At 50.7% G+C, this 21,922-nt stretch carries 17 protein-coding genes; 15 read left to right on the forward strand and 2 right to left on the reverse strand.

Features of this window, described 5'->3' with window-relative positions:
* The first annotated feature begins 106 nt into the window (after window positions 1-106).
* From E4631_RS05355 to E4631_RS05415, 13 genes are all read left to right on the forward strand, one after another.
* Window positions 107-1,273 (forward strand): glycosyltransferase family 4 protein, encoded by a 1,167-nt coding sequence (locus tag E4631_RS05355; protein WP_133660074.1) that lies wholly within the window; start codon window positions 107-109, stop codon window positions 1,271-1,273.
* A 63-nt stretch (window positions 1,274-1,336) separates the two neighbouring features.
* Complete coding sequence (locus E4631_RS05360; protein ID WP_166648269.1) at window positions 1,337-2,437, forward strand: glycosyltransferase family 4 protein; 1,101 nt, start codon at window positions 1,337-1,339, stop codon at window positions 2,435-2,437.
* 49 nt (window positions 2,438-2,486) lie between these two features.
* A complete protein-coding gene (locus E4631_RS05365; protein ID WP_133660076.1) occupies window positions 2,487-3,530 on the forward strand; it encodes a glycosyltransferase in 1,044 nt (347 codons plus the stop codon).
* A gap of 137 nt (window positions 3,531-3,667) precedes the next feature.
* On the forward strand, window positions 3,668-4,801 hold the full coding sequence (locus tag E4631_RS05370) for a glycosyltransferase (RefSeq protein WP_133660077.1): 1,134 nt from the start codon (window positions 3,668-3,670) through the stop codon (window positions 4,799-4,801).
* A 19-nt stretch (window positions 4,802-4,820) separates the two neighbouring features.
* Window positions 4,821-5,885 carry a DUF563 domain-containing protein gene (locus E4631_RS05375; protein WP_133660078.1) on the forward strand — a complete coding sequence of 355 codons (1,065 nt, stop codon included), beginning with the start codon at window positions 4,821-4,823 and terminating at the stop codon, window positions 5,883-5,885.
* A 75-nt stretch (window positions 5,886-5,960) separates the two neighbouring features.
* Entirely contained in the window at window positions 5,961-7,151 is a 1,191-nt protein-coding gene (locus E4631_RS05380) for a DUF563 domain-containing protein (protein WP_133660079.1), read from the forward strand.
* Window positions 7,152-7,581: 430 nt separating this feature from the next.
* Window positions 7,582-8,622, forward strand: coding sequence for a hypothetical protein (locus E4631_RS05385; protein ID WP_133660080.1), 1,041 nt, complete (start codon window positions 7,582-7,584; stop codon window positions 8,620-8,622).
* 49 nt (window positions 8,623-8,671) lie between these two features.
* Window positions 8,672-9,682, forward strand: a complete 1,011-nt coding sequence (locus E4631_RS05390; protein WP_133660081.1) for an STELLO glycosyltransferase family protein — start codon at window positions 8,672-8,674, stop codon at window positions 9,680-9,682.
* Window positions 9,683-9,754: 72 nt separating this feature from the next.
* Window positions 9,755-10,762: a glycosyltransferase family A protein gene (locus tag E4631_RS05395; RefSeq protein WP_133660082.1), complete on the forward strand. Its 1,008-nt coding sequence runs from the start codon at window positions 9,755-9,757 to the stop codon at window positions 10,760-10,762.
* A gap of 35 nt (window positions 10,763-10,797) precedes the next feature.
* Window positions 10,798-12,045 carry a glycosyltransferase gene (locus E4631_RS05400; RefSeq protein ID WP_133660083.1) on the forward strand — a complete coding sequence of 416 codons (1,248 nt, stop codon included), beginning with the start codon at window positions 10,798-10,800 and terminating at the stop codon, window positions 12,043-12,045.
* Between the two features lie 175 nt (window positions 12,046-12,220).
* On the forward strand, window positions 12,221-13,228 hold the full coding sequence (locus E4631_RS27015) for an acyltransferase (protein WP_133660084.1): 1,008 nt from the start codon (window positions 12,221-12,223) through the stop codon (window positions 13,226-13,228).
* 125 nt (window positions 13,229-13,353) lie between these two features.
* Window positions 13,354-14,529, forward strand: a complete 1,176-nt coding sequence (locus E4631_RS05410) for a glycosyltransferase family 4 protein (RefSeq protein WP_133660085.1) — start codon at window positions 13,354-13,356, stop codon at window positions 14,527-14,529.
* Between the two features lie 57 nt (window positions 14,530-14,586).
* The gene (locus E4631_RS05415; RefSeq protein ID WP_133660086.1) at window positions 14,587-15,663 is read left to right on the forward strand and encodes a glycosyltransferase family 4 protein; all 1,077 of its coding nucleotides are present in this window, start codon (window positions 14,587-14,589) and stop codon (window positions 15,661-15,663) included.
* A gap of 123 nt (window positions 15,664-15,786) precedes the next feature.
* Here E4631_RS05415 and E4631_RS05420 read toward each other — a convergent pair whose 3' ends face one another.
* Both E4631_RS05420 and E4631_RS05425 read right to left on the reverse strand, forming a co-directional pair.
* On the reverse strand, window positions 15,787-17,055 hold the full coding sequence (locus E4631_RS05420; protein ID WP_133660087.1) for a hypothetical protein: 1,269 nt from the start codon (window positions 17,053-17,055) through the stop codon (window positions 15,787-15,789).
* A gap of 162 nt (window positions 17,056-17,217) precedes the next feature.
* Window positions 17,218-18,492 (reverse strand): tol-pal system protein YbgF, encoded by a 1,275-nt coding sequence (locus tag E4631_RS05425; RefSeq protein ID WP_133660088.1) that lies wholly within the window; start codon window positions 18,490-18,492, stop codon window positions 17,218-17,220.
* A 113-nt stretch (window positions 18,493-18,605) separates the two neighbouring features.
* Here E4631_RS05425 and E4631_RS05430 point away from each other — a divergent pair, with 113 nt between their 5' ends.
* Window positions 18,606-19,538: a M20/M25/M40 family metallo-hydrolase gene (locus E4631_RS05430; RefSeq protein ID WP_133660089.1), complete on the forward strand. Its 933-nt coding sequence runs from the start codon at window positions 18,606-18,608 to the stop codon at window positions 19,536-19,538.
* 78 nt (window positions 19,539-19,616) lie between these two features.
* The gene (locus E4631_RS05435; RefSeq protein ID WP_133660090.1) at window positions 19,617-21,854 is read left to right on the forward strand and encodes a sodium-translocating pyrophosphatase; all 2,238 of its coding nucleotides are present in this window, start codon (window positions 19,617-19,619) and stop codon (window positions 21,852-21,854) included.
* Window positions 21,855-21,922 lie beyond the last annotated feature (68 nt).

A 21,922-nucleotide genomic window follows, 5' to 3' on the forward strand; every position in this document is an offset into this window, starting at 1 on the left:
CGGTAGTCACTAAGAACATTTCATCTAGTTTCATTGTAGCGGGTATGCCTGCATTGATTATTAAATAGTTTAAGCTATATTTCCTGAGCACATTTTCCTGAATATTATGATAAAGAAGTTCTTAATAATAATATCTAATTTTTTATATAAGATTCATTATAAAATATATATACTTCTTAACGATTACTTGCAAGATAAGAAGCATTTTAGTCCTTATATTTTGAAGAAAAAATATAGTAAGGGTACAATAAGAATAGTTCATGTCAATGGTAATTTTGTGGTTGGGGGTACTACCCAACTTATAGTGGATATTATAGAGAACATGTCTGAGAAATATGCTCATGAAATAATAGTTCCTGATTATCCTGAACCTTTACCATACCAGCCTGTTAATATTCATAAATATTCTATTTATGAATTAAGCAAATTGTACGATTTTTTAAAAGAAAACCCGCCTGCTGCTATTCATATTCATTATTGGGTTAGATATAATAGCAGACATGATTCTATCGCGCTGTGGTACGCAGCAGTATTTAAAATTTGTGAAGAGCTTGCAATAAAGGTAATTCAAAACGTTAATGTGCCTACAGAACCTTTTGATTCTTCTGCTGTTGTTTGTAATATTTTTGTAAGTAAATATGTCCTAGACAATTTCAATACTAGTAAAATTTCTTGCTCAGTAATTTACCCAGGCTCAAATTTTAATCATTTTAAAAATGATAGCGATTCTTTATTGTCTAACGAATCAATCGGTATGGTATACCGTCTCGATAAAGATAAGTTAAACGCTGAAGCTATTGAAATCTTTATTTCTGTCGTTAAGAAGAGGCCCTCTATTCAGTGTTATATTGTCGGTGGAGGCTTCTACTTCGATTATTACAAGCAGAGAGTAAAAGAGGAAGGACTCGAAAGAAAAATTATTTTTACTGGATACGTTAGCTACAAAGCTCTACCTGATTACTACAAAAAAATAGGGTTGTTGGTGGCTCCAGTTCATGATGAAAGTTTTGGACAAGTTACTCCATTTGCAATGAGTATGGGTTTGTGTGTTGCAGGATACGACACCGGAGCATTAAGTGAAATTTTAGGCTCAAAAGAAACTTTAGTGAAGTACGGAGACATAGATAAGCTTGTAGATTCTATTGTTTCGTTGATGGGTGACCATAGAAAACGTTTAGCTATTGGCTTATCAAACCGAAAAAGAGCACATGAATTGTTTGCCGTCGAAAGTATGATAGTAGAATATGAAAAAATATATAATACTTATGTATAACATTTGTAAAAAATAAGTATAATAAAAAACTTAGAATGTATGAGAATTGCTTTTGTCTCTTTAATGAAAGTATTTCCTTGGGGAGGTAGCGAAGAATTATGGTATAAAACTGCAAAACTTGCTGTAGAAAAAGGCCATAAGGTTTATTCACTTACACAGTATTGGTCTGCTCCACATCCAAAGATTATTGAATTACAGCAGGCAGGTGTTAACACTATGTTCTACCAGAGTAAAGCATATTCTTTGATTAACAGAATCGCTATTAAAGTTGGTATAAAGACCAGAACTGTAGAAATTGTACCTGAATTAGACGCTGACATTTATGTAATATCAAATGGTACCCTTTTTGATTTTGTTAATCACCGTGGAACCATAGAAGGAATTACTGAGGGAAATAAGCCATATATTATAATTAACCAGCACAATTATGATAATGGGAATATTCTGCCTATTGCCGCTAGAGCTTCCACTGTTAAAATTATTGATAAGGCAAAATTATTCTACTTTGTATCAGAAAGAAATCTATTATCTGCTGAAAGACAAATATCTTATAAATTTACGAACGCTAAATTAATTAATAATCCTATTAATATAAAAAATAGTTGCGTAAAAGCATTTCCTGAAAATGATAAGCTTTTGATGGCTTGCGTTGCTAGGTTTGACTGTAATTACAAAGGTCAAGATATTCTTCTAGAAGTTCTCAGCGCATTACCGTGGCAAAGCCGTTCTTTTAGTTTGAATTTATACGGTGCTGGTCCACACTTAGATTATTTAAAAGCATTGGTAGAGTTCTATGGCCTAGCCAATAAAGTTTCTATTATTGGGCACGTAAATAATATTGATGAGATATGGGAGAATAACCAAGTGCTGGTGCTCCCATCACTTAGCGAAGGCACGCCATTATCATTAATCGAAGCTATGCTCTCCGGGAGAGCAGTAGTTTCTACGGATGTTGGTGGTAATGCATTATACGTTATTAATGGAGAAACGGGGTATCTAGCAGAGGTAGCGTCTGTTAAGTGTATAAGTGAGGCTTTGGAAAAACTTTGGAGTAATAGAAGCCTCTTGCCTAATATGGGTATAAATGCTTTCAATAGAGCAGTGGAAATTACGGATTTACATCCTGATGATACCTTGTTGCAAGCTATTGTAAGTTGCGCTTAATATTTAATATGCGTAATTTTTTTGCTTTCAAGTAGAAAACTGAATACACATGAAAATTTCTCTTTCAGTAATAATTTGTTGCTATAATAGTTCGCATTTATTGCCTGAAACATTAAAGTATATAGCACATCAAGAAGTAAGTGCAGATATAGACTGGAATTTGATAATTGTTGATAATAACTCTTCAGACAGTACTAGCGAGGTAGCAGACACTCACTGGTGCCAATTAGGTGCACCTGTGCCAATGCATATCATACATGAGCCAAACCCAGGTCTATCAAATGCCAGAACTGCAGGTGTTAAGAAATCAACTTATGATTTGATTTTATTTTGTGATGATGATAATTGGCTTGCATCTGATTATATTGAGGAAGCTTGTAAATTGATGTTTGAATTGCCAAAAATTGGTATCCTTGGAGGTTTAAATATACCTATTTCTAGTGTTGCATTACCTGTATGGTTCGCTAATTTTGAAACAGCTTATGCTTGCGGACCACAAGCCACTTCTGATGGCGAAGTATCAATTGAGCGCCTGTACATTACTGGCGCGGGAATGGTAATTAGAAAAGAACTACTCAATTTACTTCAGCAAGTAGGATTTACATCACATCTTACTGACAGGAAAGGGGAAGAATTATCATCTGGTGGTGACACAGAAACTTGTTTCATTGCCTCTATATTAGGTTACAAATTATATTATTCCTCTAAGCTTAACCTTAAACATTTCTTAGAGCCAAGGAGACTTAACTGGTCGTATCTAATCGCGTTAATGCGGGGGCATGCAAAATCATATTATAAGTTGAGTTTTTATAAAAAAATGTACACTGGCGAGAAGTATGATTATCGCTGGTTCCCCATGTTTTGGAAGAATAGTAAGTATTTTCTCAGTCGCAACGGGTTATCAACACTCTACCGCTACTTTTATAAAGATGTACAAGACGTTGAGAATATTAGCAGTATAAGCAGATTATGGCAGATTGAAATGTGGAAGGCTCACTTCCAAATGCGCACTGAGTATTCTAGTTTTATTGATTCATTATCAAAACTTGCTAACATCTTAAAAGAACAACGCATTTATACCCAAAAGCTATAGTTAAATGATAGATGTATTATTTGAGGTTTTAAAAAATTTATCTAAATATCATATGACAAGCAATAAAGTATGATATTTAAATAGATTTTAAGTTAGCTTTATAGTTGAGTGCTGAGTAGACAGTTGTACCAGTCGCTATGGAAAGAGTTTTACATCAGAGAGGAATTTCTGTCCTTATCTGTACATACAACGGAATTGGTAGGTTAAAACCTACTTTAGCACATCTTGCACGGCAAGTAGTGGCATCAACAATACCTTGGGAAGTTATAGTCGTCGATAATAATTCCAGCGATGGTACTTTGACGTATTGCAAAGCCGAATGGAATTTACTTGGGAAACCAGTTCCGCTATACCTTCTGAGTCAACCAATACCAGGCAAGCAGTTTGCTTTGGAAATGGCTTACGATGCAGCTAACTATGAGTTCATGTGCATCGTAGACGATGACAACTGGCTACAAGTTGACTATTTGCAACGGGGATATGATATACTCTGCGTCAATCCAGCTATTGGGTTGGTAGGTGGCAGGAATGTGGGTGCCTTTGAGATAAAAATGCCAGCTTGGTTTCCAGCTTTTCAGGCATCCTATGCGGTAGGAAAGCCTATTGTTTACTCGGCGGAGAGTAATGATAAAGTTGCGTCTGGCGAAGTTCTAAATGGTACCCTATGGGGTGCTGGGCTATTTGTTCGACATGCCATATGGCGCGAACTACGAGCACTGAAATTTAAAAGTCTCTTCACGGGTCGCCAAGGTGATAAGCAACTGGTTGCAGGAGAAGATGATGAGTTGTGCTTTTTAACTCGTTTGCTGGGGTATAAAATTTGGTACAGTGACGACTTACAACTCACTCACTATATGACAGCCGGCCGACTGAATGAGAATTACTTATTGCGGTTGTGCTATGCTTCCTCACGAGCTTACCCAACTATGTCGGTATACCAGCGAATGATGGCTCCTGATTGGCTGAAGTACCGCACACTTACTCCTTGGCTAAAAGATTGGTTCTATATATCATTCAAGAGTATACAGGCAGCAGTGTCAAGCGATTATATAAAGTCTTTTTTTCGACTCGATTTAGCTTCTCGTCTTCGAGTAAATGGGCAATTGCTGACGTGGTATTATTTTACAAAACAGTTTGCTGTTTGTAGAAGAAATTTTGAAAATGTAGCCTTTTTTCAAAAGCGTATTGAGCAGTTTCAAGCACTTGTTGAAAATAATCCGCTATATTCTTTATCTACCATTAGGCCTGACGAAATTGAGCCAACTAACTAAAATTAACAAGTGAGCTATCATGCTAGCACGTTTTATAGGTTGGGTGCAACGCCGTCAGCTATATGCCGGTCAACAGATAGAGCGCCCCTGGCCTAAAAATCTGCTTGAAGAAGACCGGTCTTTTTTTGCGAAGAACCAAAAATACGAATTGCCACCTAGTTGGCTACTGCAGCTGCGGGAAGTTAGCTTGTATTGGGATGGGGTAGCTTTTCATGGTTTGCAACTTTATCCGGAGACGCTGATACTGCCTGACCGGCCGACCCATAACTGGCGCGGCTTGCTGCATATGCACCTGCGCCTACGTCGGCAGAAGTTATCGGCAACGTCTCAGTACCTGCTGATACACGATGCCTGGTCGGAGCCGTATTATCACTGGATGGTGGATGCGTTGCCCCGACTGCTGGCGATACGCAGCAAGTTGCCAGAACTTTTGGCTGAGTTAGTTCTGATACTGCCAGCTCATTACCAAAGCGATTATCACTACCAGACATTGCAAGCGCTAGGCGTGCATAACGTACAACGCATACAGCCTAAGACCCGCTATGTAGTCCCGCGCCTGCTGGCTCCCGGCCGGCTTTCCCGCGTGGCCAGCTACAACCCCCAGGTGATGCGAGACCTGCGCCAACTCTTGTGGGAAAAGTTTCCGCTATTGCCACAAGCTGATTTAGGCGACCGGATATATATAAGTCGTGAGCGGGCAACCCGCCGTAAGGTATTGAATGAGAGTGAGGTAACGGCTTACCTACGTGAACAAGGCTTTGCTATTGTCCAGCTAGAATGCTATGGCTTTACTGAGCAGGCAAGCATTATGGCTAGGGCTCGCTGCCTAGTGTCTATACATGGGGCAGGCCTTACTAACATGCTTTTCATGGTGCCGGGTAGTAAAGTGCTGGAACTGCAAATGAAGGACGACGGTACTAATCATTACTACTACACGCTGGCGGCCGATTTAGGTATTGGCTACTATTACCAATTCTGTCAGCCGAACGACCACACCCTAACTGTTCAGGATGCCGATTTACTGGTAGATGTAGCTAAGATGGCGCAGGTAGTACAGCAAATGCTGGCAGGCCATAATACCTGATACTTTACTTTCAATCAGTTTAGTAAAGGATAGTAGGTTCATAAATATTTTAATATATAAAAATAAATACAAGTAATGAATATATTTACACGGGTTGTTCGCTCGTTTTTATGGCGTTCTAAAATTGGTAGACTCACAGCAGAGAAATTTTGGAAAAGAAGGAATGCAGGGGATGATATGCGCTACCTTTTTTATAAGGAGGCAAGTGTTATAGAGGATTTGCCAATTTGTTTTGAGGAAGAAGTTTTCAATAAATTTCTTCGCGAGAACTTAGGTAAGTGGGAAATTCAAAGGCAAGCTGAGTATGTTCTTGAGATAGATGATGTGCTAGTAGAGCCTGAACGCAGCTTAGGGACAAAAGGGCTAAACCAATTGATAGAGCAAACCGTTGTTTTTACAGTTGACTATCAATATCCATATATTCTTCCTCACCTTCTAAATAGGAATAAATCCAAATTTATTAAAGCAGCTGTGCTTTATGACGGTTCCGCGACCAGAAACCTGTATCACCATCTCGTAGAAACGGTGTGCCGTCTTTCGATGCTGTCGAAGACGGATTTGCCAGCAGATATCCCTATCATCGTAAACAGATTTGTTTATGATAGCCCTTTCTTTCAATACCTCTTTTCTAAGAGTCCTTACTTTAAATCCTTTAATTGGCTCATCCAAGAACCACATGAGTGGTTACAAGTAGAGAAATTGTATCGGCCTAAAGCTCTTTACTTCGGAAAAGAGAGTTGGAATTTTACCAGAAAGTTGTATAATCTTGGTGAAATAACTCCTAGTAAGAAAGTATTTCTTAGCCGCGATAAGAAGCGCTATACGAGAGGCCTGAGCAATGAGGTAGAAATAATCAACATGCTTCATAGCTATGGATTTGAGGTGGCATATGCGGAACATTTAAGTCTTGACGAGCAAGTAAAGCTTTTTCAAGAAACCGAATATCTCGTTGCTCTAACTGGAATGGGACTTATACAACAATTTTTTATGAGCTACGAAAAGGCGCATGTTATCGAAATCATCCCAGTAAACAGGTTGATGCCTGAGTACTACTGTCAGGCGTATTCTTTAGGAATAAAGTATTATGATGTTGTTTTAGGGGAAGATATTGACCGAGTACCTATGTCAAACAGTAGCCACAAAAGGTATGAGGGGTTAAAGGAATATGAAGTAGATATTCACAAGCTAGAAAGTGCAGTCTTGAAAATGCTGAATGCTCCAGCTGATAAAAAACATTACGGAAACTTTAGTGCGCCACTTATTTAGGTGAAAATTTAGAGCGACTTTCAAAATGGTTTTGAGGGTTGATGGCAAATAAGCCTTACAATGTAGGTAGGGATATAAGTTTAGGTTTGCTCCCTGTTCACCGATGTCGCTGCAGTCTCAGTTAAGGCTTAACTCACGACAGAAATTCTGAATCTGGGTTTCATCCGAGGCTGGCCTGACAGCATCATTGAGGTGCTGGGCTACTTCGCAAAAGTTTGCGTTATAGCTTTTTATCAGGCCACTACTAAAGTTGGTTGCAATTTTTTAATGCGTTAGGTTACCTACGACGGGAAACAGTTGCCTGCATTGCCGAGCGCCTATTTATCCTTGCTGGGTTGTTGAAAAGATGATTTTTATGCCCGCTCGGCCATCACGCGGTATCTTTGTCCGCGGTTTGCCGTGCTTTTGATTGGCTATTTGTTTCGTATACATGAGTCTTGCCGCTATCCTATCGACCCGTTCGTACCTAAAGGCACCGCTGTATCATCTGATTTATGAATGGGAGGACGAACTGGCAGCGGACTTCAAGGTACCCGTGCTGAATGCCCTGCCGCCGTTTCGCCGGGCGCTTATCAACCAGGTGAGCCGAAAAATTCTCAAGGCTTTTGGCCCGCAGGCGTTAGCCGCCGCCAGCAATGCCGCCGAAACGGCCAATGTATTCCGCCCGTCGGCCGGGCTGTACTTGGTGTTCGAGTTGGGAGCCACTACGCAACCCAGTTTTTCTACCTCGCCCAAGGCCATTCCTGCGTTTATTGACTTGTGGAAGCACTCGGACTGGAAGGCGTTTGAGGCACTGTACCAGGCCTGTCCCCTGGTGCTGATTTCCAGTCTAGAAACGCTGGAGTACATGAAAAGTATTGGTTGCGCGCTTAACCTAGCGCATTTTCCCCTCAGTCTGGCCGACCGGCACCGCGCGTTACCAGGCACGGTGTACGAAAAAAAGTACGACATTTTGCTGGCTGGCCGGCTCGACGTGCGCACTAGCCAGATACTGCGCGACTACCTGCAGGCCTTTGCACAGAAGTACCCGCAAGTGGAGTTTCTCTACCAGCAGGAGATAGATGGCGAGTTTCACTATGTGTCGAACAAGCGCGGGCCGATTGGCAAGTTTCAGGACCGCGAATCGTATCTGGAGCTGCTGCGCGCCAGCAAAATTTCCTTTTACAGTACGCCGGGCCTGGATGGAGGCGAAAAGCGCACTGGCGGCTTCAACCCCGTGACACCCCGCTATTTAGAGCTACTCAACGCGCAGTGCCTGCTGCTGGGCCGCTACCCCGACAACGAGGAAACGCGCTTTTACGAGTTGGCGCGGGTGTGCCCCAACGTCACCTCCTACAAACAGTTTGAGGAAACTATGCTGCGGTACCTAGCCCAGGAAACCGCGCCGCTGGCGCTCTACGACGAAATTCTCCAGAAGCACTACACCTCGCAGCGTGCCGAACTGCTGCGCGGGCTGCTGCAAATGGCCTAACCAGGCGCATTGCGCCGGTAGTTGCATTTCCCCTTTTTTTACACCGTCCATGAATTCGAAGTCCTCCATTGTCATTACATCCATTTTCGCGCCGACTGAAGCCGTGACGAAGTTTGCCGCCCTGCCTGACTACCAGCTCACCGTGGTAGGCGATAAGAAGTCGCCAGAGCAGTGGGCGGCCCCAGGCGTAAACTACCTTTCCGTGGCCGACCAGGAAGCGCAGGGCTTCGCGCTTGCCAGCAAGCTGCCCTTCAACCACTACGGACGCAAAATGATGGGCTACCTACACGCTATGCAGCAGGGAGTTCAGTTGATTATCGACACCGACGACGACAATATTCCCTACGACGACTGGGCGTTCCCGGCGCTGGAGGGCACATTTGCGACGGCTCCGGTCAATAAAGGGTTCGTCAACATCTATAAGAGCTTCACGCCGCACCACATCTGGCCCCGGGGCTACCCGCTCGACTTGATTCTGGACGAAACCCACAACCTGCAAAACGACGAGCTTACGCAGCAAACCAGCAAAATTGGCATCTGGCAGGGCCTGGCCGACAGCGACCCCGACGTGGACGCCATCTACCGGCTGGTGGACAACACCGAAGTCTTCTTTGATAAGCGCGCCCCCATTGTGCTGCCCGAAGGCACGCTCTGCCCGTTTAACTCGCAGAATACGGCCGTGCGCCGCGAGCTGTTTCCGCTGTTGTATTTGCCGGCGTACGTCACGTTCCGCTTCACCGACATTCTGCGTGGCTTAGTGGCCCAGCCCATCATGTGGGCGCACGGCTACCGGCTGGGCTTCACCGAGGCCACAGTGATTCAAGTGCGCAACCCGCACGATTACGTCAAGGATTTTGAGTCGGAGATTCCTTGCTACCTGCACCCCAACCGGGTGATTGCGGCCGTGAGCCGCGCTATTGACGCCGGCGCAACCGTGGCTGAGAACCTGCGTCGGGCCTACGCCGAACTCGCCAGCGAGAATATTGTGACGGCGCAGGAACTGGAGCTGCTGGACTTGTGGCTGGCCGATGTCCAGCACCTGATGCAGCCAAGCGCCTAACTGTGGCGGGGCACCGCTGAATAACTTACGCCTGCATCAGGTGTCCTGCCTGCTCCAATTCGTCCCTTGCCGATGACCCCTTGTGTATCCGTCGTACTGCCTGTTTATAATGTTGCCCCTTACATTGAGGACACCATTGCCAGCATTCTGACGCAGACGTTTGCGGACTTTGAGTTGCTGGTGCTGGATGACTGCTCCACCGATGACACGGTGGCCAGGGTGCAGGCAATTCGGGACCCACGCCTGCGTCTGGTGCAAAACCCGCGTAACCTGGGCCGGGCCGGCACCGACAATGCGGCGCTGGCTTATGTGCGGGGCAAATACGTTGCCAAAATGGACGGCGACGACCTGTGCCATCGCGAGCGGCTGGCCCGGCAGGTAGCCTTTTTGCGCCAGCATTCGGAAGTAAATATGGTAGGCTGCTGGCTGCAAAACTTCGGGGCCAGCACGTATTTGCACCGTTACCCCGCGAGCCCCGCCGATTTAAAGGTGCACACCCTATTCACGCTGCCGGGTGGCAACAACTGCTTTATGCTGCGCGCCAACCTGCTGCGTGAGCGCGGCATGCACTACGACGCCAGCCTGCGCCAGACGGAAGATTATGAATTCTGCGTGCGCTATCTTGACGAGCTGGTTATTGCCACCATTCCGGAGGCATTGGTACAATACCGAGTGCTGCCCCGAGTAGTCAAGCAGGAAATTTTAACCGAGCGGGCGCGGGTTTCTGAGCAGGTACAGGCGCAGCTGTTTGCCAGCTGGCAACTCCCAGTATCGGCCCGCGAGCGGCGTATTCACAGTGCGGTATCGCTACTGGATAGCCCGTTGGGTGACCTGACACTGGCCGAAATAGAGCAGTGGCTCTGTCGCTTGCTTGCCCACAATGAGCAGCACCCACGCTTCGACCCCGTAGCCTTGCGCCAGGGGCTAGGCAAGCGCTGGTTTGAGGTATGCTACACCCACACGCAGCCGTTTTTCGCCAACTGGCGGCATTTTAACAAAAGCCAGTTAGCGGCTTATTATCCCCTTACAGCCAAGCAGCGACTCAAAATGTGGGCTAAATCAATGCGAAAGCCTTTCTAGAAATTGTTAGTGTTCAGTAAGCTGCTTATTTATTCATGCTATTCAAAGCCAACGTCTTACTTGTAATTCCGAATTTTGGCCTGGGGGGGGCACAGCGAGTTTTTCACGACCACAGCGTAGAACTGGCCCACTACTACCACGTTACGGAAGCAGTCTTTAACCTGGATGGCGGCAATATGTACCCCAGTTCCAACGAAGTGGTGAGCCTGGACGTGGCCGGCGCGGGTGGCCCCATCAATAAGCTGCGCAACTTCTGGCGCCGCGTGACCCGGCTCAAAGCCCTGAAGCGTCAGCTGAACGTGGCAGTAAGCATCAGCCACCTGGAAGGCGCCGATTATATCAACCTGCTCAGTAAAGGGCCGGAGAAGGTTATTCTGTGCATTCACGGCTCCAAGCTGCATGATGCCAATATTGCGGGGCCCGTGGGCTGGCTGCGCAAGAATATGCTCATGCCCGCCCTCTATAATCGCGCTGACCGCATTGTAACAGTTAGCCGCGACATCATACCAGAACTGATAACAAGCTTCGGCGTAAAACCAGAAAAGCTTTTGACCATCAATAACTTTTTTGAGGTGTCAGATATAGAGACCAAAAGCCGGGAGGCCCTTTCAACTGCTGAAGAAATGGTATATGCTGCCGCACCGGTGCTAGTAACCGCCGGCCGGCTGTCTATCCAGAAAAACCAAGCGCCACTGCTTGCCATTTTTGCTGCTTTGCTCAAGCAACAGCCTACCAAGCTCCTATTTGTGGGTGATGGCGACTTGCGGGACTCGCTAGTGGCACGGGCGCGGGAGCTAGGGTTGCGCGTGTATGCGCAATGGGAAAATCCGTCAGCACTCACCCCCGACTACGACGTATATTTTCTGGGCTTGCAGCACAACCCGTTTAAATACCTGCGTCCAGCTACGGCCTTTGTCTTTCCCTCGGCGTGGGAAGGTTTTCCGATGGCACTAGGCGAGGCTATGATTTGTGGCCTACCCGTGCTGAGCGCTGACTGCCCTACCGGCCCTCGTGAAATGCTGTCACCCACTACGACTACCCCTGCTACGCCATTGCGCCAAGCTGAAATGGGTGCCTATGGCCTACTACTCCCTGTGCTGACGCAGCCGACTACACTAGCTGCCGACGAAGCTGTATGGGTTGCCGCCTTGGCTGCGCTATTAACTAACGCTGCTGAGCGCGAACGCTTGGGCCAACTAGCACGCGGGCGGATGCAGGACTTCACTCGGGAGCGTATTGCAGACCAATGGATACAATTGGTAGAGCAAGTGTGTCAGGCATAGCAACGCTACACGCACTCCTTTTTAAGTTGGGTGCCAGATTGCTTTGTTAGTATTCACGGCTACTTACTATTTGCTTAATATAACTGATTGCTAAACAAATATTTAGTGTTCTATAATTGCCTCTTGCCGCTGGCAGTAGCGTGCCGCTGCCAACTAAATTAGTCGGGTTTTTCTTATGCAGCCATCTATTCTGCAGGTGCTATTAACTACTCCGGCCACTCGGCGCATCTATTTTCCCAACCTGGACGGCTTGCGCTTCCTGGCGTTCTTCAGTGTTTTCCTGTTTCATTCCTTTTACACGCCTGACGCGGCTATTCGGACCAGTACGGCCTACCGGTGGGCGCACGGACTAACCCGCTCTGGTGACCTAGGCGTAAACTTCTTCTTTGTACTAAGCGGGTTTCTAATTACTTACCTGCTTCTATGTGAGCAACAGGCAACCGGGCGTATTGCCATTGGGCCGTTCTACGTGCGGCGCATTCTGCGCATCTGGCCGCTGTATTTTATACTACTACTACTCGGGTTTGTAGTACTGCCAATTGTACGAGCGCACTTTGGAGAGTATGAGTTCCACGAAACGGCGCATCCTGCGTACTTCTGGCTATTTCTGGCCAATTTCAACAACTTATACTATGGCTGCAAAACGCCGACGCTTACCGTGTTGTGGTCGGTGTGCGTGGAGGAGCAGTTCTACCTGGTTTGGCCCTTGCTGGTAGCGGCTGTACCCACGCGGCGGCTGGGATGGCTGTTTGGCGGTATCCTGGTAGCTAATCTGTTATTTCGAGCGTGGCACCAGGATAATATTACCATGCTTAACCTACATACGTTTAGCGTGATAGGCGACATGGCGCTGAGCGGCACGGCGGCCTGGCTTTGCTTTCGGGATGACCGCCTTACAAACGCCGTAGCCGCATGGCCGCGCTGGGGCATCAGGCTAGGCTATGCGTTGGGCTTGGCGCTGTTGGTGGCTCGCTGCTGCAACTGCCCGGCTATATTATTTTCGACCGGCTGGTACTGGCTTCGCTCTTTGCCTTCGTTTTGCTGGAGCAGAATTACGCCCGCCACTTTTTCGTCAAGATGGGGCAGCTGCGCTGGCTCAGCTACTGGGGCAATTATACTTACGGGTTGTACTGCCTGCACTTTGTGGCCCTGCTGGCCGCCTATCAACTGCTACACCGCCTAGGCCTGAACCAAACGGTGGCTGGCGTACTGCTGGGCGATAACGCCTTGGGCCTGGGCCTAGCCATGCTGCTGAGCTGGCTCAGCTTTACGTATTATGAAAAACCTTTTTAAAGCTGAAAAACCGGTTTGCCTTCATCAAAACCCACTAATACTTTTCCGCCAGCCAGCCTAGTGCTGCTGGTGGACAACTCACGGGCCGTGACCGGTGCCCTGAATGCCCTACGCCACGCGACCCTGTCTCTACAGGAAAGCGGCTTAGCCTTCGTCTACGTGCTGCCTAAAGGCAGCGCGGCCCGGCCGGTACTGGAAGCCGATGGCTACATAGTGCATGAGCTACCTTTTGTGGAAATCAGCCGGCGCAAAGGTGACCTGCTGCGTTACCCCTTCGCGCTATTGCTCAATGGCTGGAGGCTATGGCGGCTGGCCAAGCGCGAAAAGGCTCGTATCATTCACCTCAACGACTTTTACAACCTTACGGGTTACCTAGCGCAAGCATTGAGTTTCGGGCGGCTACGGGTCATTACGCACGTACGCTTTCTGCCGCAGAGCCTGGTGCAGCCGCTGGCCCGCACTTGGCGCTGGCTGAGCGGGCGGCTGGCCAGCCGCACAGTATGCGTGTCACAGGCGGTCGGGCGCTACTTCGACGGCGTGGTTAATGCCCAGGTAGTGTATGACCCGCTGCCAAGTACTGAGCGCTACCCACTGCCGCAGCACTTACCTCGCCTCGATGGCTCGGTGGAGCTGCTGTATCTGAGCAACTACATTCCGGGCAAAGGCCAGGATTTGGCGCTGGCCGCTTTCCGGCGGGCCTATGCCCAGGATGCGCGCCTGCGGCTGCGCTTCGTGGGCGGTGATATGGGGATGGCTAAGAATCAGGAGTTCCGGCAGCGGCTGGAGGCGGAAGTACAACAAGCGGGCCTGGGGGGGGTAGTGCGGTTTGAGGGTTTCGCGGCCGATGTGGAGCATATAATAAAAGTGGCGGATATCCTGCTCAACTTTTCGGAATCGGAGTCCTTTTCCCTTACCTGCCTCGATGCCCTGTTCTTCGGCACGCCGCTTATTGCCAGCGACTGCGGCGGGCCGGCAGAGCTGTTTGAGAGTGGGCAGTCGGGCCTGCTGGTGCCCAACCGCGACGTGGCGGCGATGGCTGCTGCCATCAATAGGCTGGCAGCCGATGCGGAGCTGCGGGCCCGGTTTGCCGCGGCGGGACGGGCGTTCGTACGTCAAAAATTTGCCCCGGCCAATACGTATGAAGCGTTGGGCCGGCTCTACAGGCAGGTGCTGGCCAAAAAGGCGGGGTAGGGGCGGCGTACCTTTGCGGTTCGTAGTCAGGGCCAGTTGCCCAGCCACGATTCTGTTTTGCGTATTCTGTTTCTGATTCCCTACCCCCCTGGGCAAGCCCCTTCGCAACGCTTTCGCTTCGAGCAGTACCTGGGCCTATTGCGACAGCACGGGCACGAGTACCTCCTGGCTCCGTTTTTAAGCGAGGCTACCTGGCGAATTTTATATGAGCCCGGCCAGGCGGTGTGCAAGGCGCTCGGGATTCTGGGCGGTTTTGGGCGGCGGGTAGGGCACGTGCTGGCCGCCAGCAAGTACGACTATGTCTTCGTGCACCGGGAAGCTGCCCCGATGGGACCACCCGTTTTTGAATGGCTGCTGGCTAAGGTGCTGCGCAAGCGCCTCATCTACGACTTCGACGATGCTATCTGGCTGGCCAATACTTCAGAAGCCAACAAGATAGCCGCTGAACTGAAATGGCATCACAAAGTAGACAGCATTTGCCGCTGGGCTTATAAAAACAGCTGTGGCAACGACTATCTGGCCGCTTATGCCCGGCAATTTAATCCCCAGGCGGTCGTAAACCCGACCACAATTGATACGGAACACCTGCATAATCAGGTGCGCGACCAGCTGGCTCCCGGCCCGTTGGTAATTGGTTGGACGGGTACCCACTCCACGCTTAAGTATCTGCGACCGCTAGTGCCGGTGCTGGCGCAACTGGAAGCTGAGGGGCTGGATTTTGAGTTTCACGTTATTTCTAACCAGCCGCCCGATTTTGAGGTAGCGCTCCGCTCACTGCGGTTCGTGCCCTGGCAGAAGGCTACCGAAATACCAGACCTGCTAACCTTTCATATCGGCCTGATGCCCCTAGAGGACGACCCCTGGGCCAAGGGTAAGTGCGGCTTCAAGGCTTTGCAATACATGGCGTTAGGCATTCCGGCGCTGGTGTCGCCGGTAGGCATGAATACGGAGGTAGTGCAGGATAGTGTAAATGGCTACATCTGCCGCGAGTCGGCTGAGTGGCTGCGCCACCTGCGCCACCTGCTTACCGATGCGGGGCTTCGGCAGCAGTTGGGAAGCGCTGCCCGCGCCACTATCGAGCAGCGCTATTCGGTGCATTCAAACACGCCGAATTTTTTGGAATTATTTACGTAGTGCTCGTCTGGTTGTGGTTTAAATACTTCCTGTTCACTGCTGTTATCCAGGCGAACGCGGAGGGCGCCCCGCCCGCGTAACAGCTTTACAATTAACCTATGGCTCATCGTCTTGCTAAGCCAGTTAGGCGCGCCGCATCGTTACGGCCGGCCGCCGGGTAGTTACTACCACGGGCTGCGTCATGCTCTGTAGGATATATAACCCACTTAGGTAAAAGGGCATTAGCGGGATTTTATAACGCACAAGCGTGCCAAAATTACCGCTAGAAATTCCAACCGAAATAGCAAAAACCAGACTGAATACAAAGCACAGTGTAAGTACGGGGGAAGCGGTAATAGTCCGTAAGGCTTTGAAAAGGCCTACCCGATAAAAGATACGCACTGTTAGAAAGAGAAAGTAAGTAGCCTCCAGCGCCGAGAGCAACATCGTGGGGTTGCGCGATTCCCAGAGAAAAGGCCGAAAGAGTGCAACCACCACAGCTTGTGGAGCTAGCTTAGCCATGCCTGCGATGGTACCGTCCTGCTCGCCAATATTGTAACCAGAGCCATTTTCCTGTTTGCTGACACCTTGCAAGTAGGTTGCCGTAAGCTTGCTCTGAGCGCCAATTTTATCAATATTAAAGCGAGCATCAGCCGCGGCGATTTGCCCCATCGCGTAAATTGCTACTAAAGAACCTCCCAGTAGTAAAAAGGGCCGTGCCATCCAACGTACGGCCACTGAGCGAATGCGGGCAGTATTCTCATTAAACACCCACAAGGCTGCTGGAGGAACAAACGCCAACAAAATATAAACCTTCATGTAAGCAACAACCCGTACAGCAATTATGCCAATAATTACGCAACGCAGAATATTTTTCTTTTCAATAGTTCCGCGGTAAAAGGCATAAAAAAGCCAGCCTAATCCTCCTAAGCAAAGGGAATCCTTGAGCAGGCCCGAGCCCCAAAAAAACACGGAGGGTAGAAAAAAAACTGCCACAGCTAACTCCTTATAAACCTGTGGTCTAATTTTGGCGAAGGTCATGTACATGGCCCACATGCCGCTGAAGCTAAGCACGGCAAAAAAAAGCGCGGTAACCGAATATGTATCAAAGCCAAGCAACGCTCCTAACGCAGCTACCCTAATTACAAAATATTCCTTGCTGTCGGCTCCAAACCAAGTCATCTGACTGGTGTAGCGTGCAATGTCTGGGGTGACAGTGCCATCGGTGGTCAGCAAGTGCAGTCCCGCGCTGAAGGAGTCGCCAAACGCCCTATATATAATTGAAGCGTGGTGAAAATAGTTATTGGTATCGCCTGCGTAAATAGTATGGTACAGTATGCCTAACGCAATTGCTCCTAGTAGTTTAAGAGATAATGCAGGAATAAAATAAGGCTTCGTATACTTGTTAGTCACGCCCGGCCGAATGGCGAACGCTATAGCGTAAATTACTCCTAAGTATATGGGCGTGAGTAGGTAATCGCTTAGTTCCATAGCATTTTAATTCTTTTATATAATGCCAGTAGTAAACGAGCCGCAATGTTGCTAGTGCTTGCCTGGTAACAATCTACTAAACTTTTAAGAATTCTTCTTCAGCCACGCCTTAGCCTCTTTGTATTGGTCCGACTTGTGGTCGGCTTTATCGGCTACTACTTCGTAGTAGCGGCGGGCGGCCACTAAGTCACGGTCGCGCTCGGCCATGCGGGCCAGGTTAGCATTGGAAAATAGGTAGAAACCGCCATCGGTTTCCCCGTTGCTTTCGGCGAAGACGATGCAGCGCCGGTAGTAGTCTTGCGCCTTGGGTAAATCGCGGTATTTGTACTGCATGAGGTAGCCCATGAAATACATGGCGTAGCGGCCGCTGGTAGCCTCGTAGCCGGGCATGCCGGCGTTGATTTTATCGATGATGTCGCGGCTGACGCGCTCGCACTCGGCAAAGTCAGCTTGGTCGAAGCACAGCAGGGCGTAGAAGCGGGCGAAATAGCCGTTGTCGGGGTATTTTAGGGCCAGGCCGCGCGCGACGGGCATGGCGGCAGCTGTTTGGTGCTCATCGTTGTGTAGCAGCTTCATCAAAAATACCTTGGCCTCGACCCCAGTGTAAAAAGCGTTGTTGGCTACGGTGCGCAGCTGACTGAGGCCCAGTTTCTTGTCGCCTTTCGGAAAGAAGAGTAGTACCGGCTTGAGCAGGGGGTAGTTCTCGGGAATCCAGACGGCGTAGTAATTAAACAACGCCTCACCAAACAAAAATTCGGGGCTCAGGCCGTTGGCTTCGCTGCTCTTCTGCAAGAAATTGAGGGACCGCTTGCTGCTGACGGTGGCCTTGCGCCAGTTGTGGCGCTCGGCATTGAGGCGGGCGTCGAAGCCGTTGGCGGCCGAAAGGAAAAAATAGCCTTCGTAGTTGTGCGGGTCCTCCTTCACCATGCGCTCGGCATAGGTGTTGGCCGTGTCCATGTAAGCAAAGAAGAGCTTGTCGTACTGCTTGGTGTCGAAGTTGGTGGGCATTATCTTCCACCAGGTACTCAGGCCCAGCAGAAAGTAGGGCATGGGGTGGTGGGGGTAGCGCCGACGCAACGAACGGAATTGCTTCTCAGCCTTGTCGTACTTGAAATTGTACAAGTTCTGCACCGCACCATCCAGCTCCAGCTGAATGTCCTTGTCCAGGAGCAGCCAGCCCTTGGTGTCGGCAGCAGTGGGTAGGACGTTCACCGTATCGACTGCGATGGTGCGCATGGTCGGCACTTGGCCCACGCGCAGCCGGGTAGTATCGGCCGGCTGTTGCGCTTTACTAACTAGCGCAAAGCCCAGCAGCCCAACAAGTGACAGCAGACGTAAAAAGCAAACGGGAGCGGACATGCGGGCAAAAAGTGCTAAGTAACCAAGCGCTTACTGGCGGTGGATGGGAAATGAACTGGCGAAAGTACGGCGATAGTCCTAGCTTTAGCTTTCCTACTCTTCGCTCTTCGCTGATGCAGCTTCTCCAAACTCTTTGCCAGATTGCGGCGCCCTCGGGCAATGAGGTCGCGCTGACTCATTTTCTGCTTGACTATGTGCGCACACATGGCCCCGGCTGGCGCCAACCGCCTATCGTGGTGCACGACGAGCGCCGGTTTCAGGATTGCCTGCTGCTGGTATTTGGGCAACCGCGCACGGCGGTATTTGCCCATCTCGACAGCATCGGCTTCACGGTGCGCTACGGGCGCGAGTTGGTGCCTATTGGCGGGCCAGAGTGCGTGGCGGGCTATCGGCTGGTCGGACGCGATGCGCAAGGCGAAATAAGCTGTACGCTGACAGTGGAGAAAAAGGACGATGAAGAGGAAACGGAGGTACTCGGCTATGAGTTCAGCCGTGACATTGAGCCAGGCACTAGCCTCACCTTCGCCTGCGACTTTCGGGAGACGGACACGACCGTGCAAAGCTGCTACCTCGACAACCGCCTCGGGGTGTGGGCGGCCCTGCAACTGGCCGAAACGCTGGAGCATGGCATCATCGCGTTTTCGTGCTGGGAAGAGCACGGCGGCGGCTCGGTGCCCTACCTGGCTCGCTTCATTTACGAGACGTACGGCGTGCGGCAGGCGCTCATCTGCGATATTACCTGGGTGACGGAGGGCGTGAAGGGGGGTAGGGGCTGCGTTATCTCGCTACGCGACTCGCTCATCCCGCGCCGGGCCTACGTCGAGCGCATCCGGGCCATTGCGCGAGCAGCGGGCATAGCGCATCAGGTCGAAGTGGAGGGGGTAGGGGGCTCTGATGCCAAAGACCTGCAGCGCAGCGATATCCCCTGGGACTGGTGCTTTGTGGGGGCGCCCGAAGAAGAGGTGCATACACCCAATGAAATAGTAGCTAAGGCCGACATACTGAGCATGGTAGCGCTGTACGAGGTTTTGATGCGCGAATTGTAGCCTCAACCGCCTACATTTGCCCATCTGGGCTCATTTTCATGGGCTTAGGTGTCTTTCTCCCACCCAACCCTGCTGCTTATGCCTCCTATCCTCTACGCGGTGCCCGCGCTGGGCATTTTTGCCTTATTCTACACCTGGCTGCGCTCGGGCTGGGTAGCCCGCCAGGATGCCGGCGACGAAAAGATGACCACCATTGCCGGCTACATTGCCGACGGAGCTATCGCCTTTCTGCGGGCCGAGTACCGCGTGCTGGCGCTGTTTGCCCTCATCGCGTCCATCTTCCTGGGCTACCTGGGTTTTACGGGCGAAAGGTCGAGCCCGGTCATTGTTATTGCCTTTTTGATTGGGGCGGTGTTTTCGGCCACGGCCGGCTACATCGGGATGAAAATCGCCACCAAGGCCAATGTGCGCACCGCGCAGGCGGCCCGCACTTCGCTGACGCAGGCGCTGAAAGTATCTTTTTCAGGTGGTTCGGTGATGGGCATGGGGGTAGCGGGGCTGGCCGTGCTGGGGATGGGCTCGCTTTTTATCATCTTCTATAAGCTGTTTGTGCCGAGCGGCCTTGCCACGGGCCCGGAGATGGAAAAGGCCCTTGAAGTCCTTACCGGTTTCTCGCTCGGGGCCGAGAGTATCGCGCTGTTTGCGAGGGTAGGGGGCGGTATTTATACCAAGGCGGCTGACGTGGGTGCCGACCTCGTGGGCAAAGTAGAGGCCGGTATTCCGGAGGATGACCCGCGCAACCCGGCCACCATTGCCGACAACGTGGGCGACAACGTGGGCGATGTGGCCGGCATGGGCGCCGACCTGTTTGGCTCGTACGTGGCCACCATATTGGCCACGATGGTGCTGGGCCGCGAAGTGCGCCTAGGCAATATGGACCAGTTTGGCGGCCTATCGCCCATTTTACTACCAATGGCCATTGCCGGGCTGGGTATCGTGGCCTCGCTGGTTGGTATTCTGTCGGTGCGGGTGAAAGAGGGGGGTAGCGTGCAGGGCGCGCTCAACCTGGGCAATAATGTGTCCATTATGGTGTCGGGCGTTTTCTCCTACTTATTGATTAAGTGGATGCTACCCCCCGGCGACATCACGCTGCGCGGCTACACTTTCGATGCTAACCACGTGTTTTACGCCGTGGTGGTGGGGCTGGTCGTGGGCTTTTTGATGAGCACCATCACCGAGTATTACACCGCGATGGGCAAGCGGCCGGTAAACAGCATCGTGCAGCAGAGCAGCACCGGGCACGCCACCACCGTCATCGGTGGCCTGGCCGTGGGCATGGAGAGTACCGTGGCACCTATTTTGGTGCTGGCGGCTGGTATTGTGCTCAGCTTCAAGGCGGCGGGCCTCTACGGGGTGGCCATTGCGGCGGCGGGCATGATGGCCACCACGGCCATGCAGCTGGCTATCGACGCCTTCGGCCCTATTGCCGACAACGCCGGCGGCATTGCCGAAATGAGCGAGCTGCCCAAGGAAGTGCGCGAGCGCACCGACATCCTCGACGCGGTGGGCAACACCACGGCCGCCACCGGCAAGGGCTTCGCCATTGCCTCGGCGGCGCTCACTTCGCTGGCCTTATTCGCGGCCTTTATGGGCACGGCAAACATCACTACTATTGATATCTCGAACGCGAACGTGCTGGCCGGCTTGTTCGTAGGCGCCATGATTCCGTTCATCTTCTCGGCGCTGGCCATCACGGCGGTGGGGCAGGCGGCCATGGCCATGGTGCAGGAAGTACGCCGGCAGTTTCGCGAGATTCCGGGCATTATGGAAGGCACGGGGCGGCCCGAGTATGAGAAATGCGTGGCCATTAGCACGGAGGCGGCCATACGCAAGATGGTGGCGCCGGGAGCTATTGCGCTGCTTACGCCGATTATCATCGGCTTCGCCTTCGGGCCCGAGGTGCTGGGCGGCACGCTGGCGGGCGTCACGGTGAGCGGCGTACTCATGGCCATGTTTCAGAGCAACGCCGGCGGCGCCTGGGACAATGCCAAAAAGTCGTTTGAGAAGGGCGTGCTGGTCGATGGCGTCATGCAGTTCAAAGGCTCCGAGGCCCATAAGGCGAGTGTGACCGGCGACACCGTGGGCGACCCGTTTAAGGACACCAGCGGCCCGAGCATGAACATTCTCATCAAGCTCATGAGCATTGTGTCGCTGGTGATTGCGCCGCACATTGCCCGCGTGGGCGGCGAGCGCGGCATGGCCCCGGCCCCGCGGCATGAGCGCGTGCAGCTGAGCCAGCCCCGCGTGCGCTTCGTACAAAACCCTACCCCCGCCATTGAGGCCCTCCTGCTCACCACCTGGCGGCAGCTGCGCTAAGTAGTGATTAGCAGAAGAATAACGCGGCGCTTACCCCCAGGGGTAGGCGCCGCGTTGTCGCTAGCGGG

Origin of the sequence: Hymenobacter sp. UV11, from assembly GCF_004684095.1 — a bacterium.
GTDB lineage: Bacteria > Bacteroidota > Bacteroidia > Cytophagales > Hymenobacteraceae > Hymenobacter.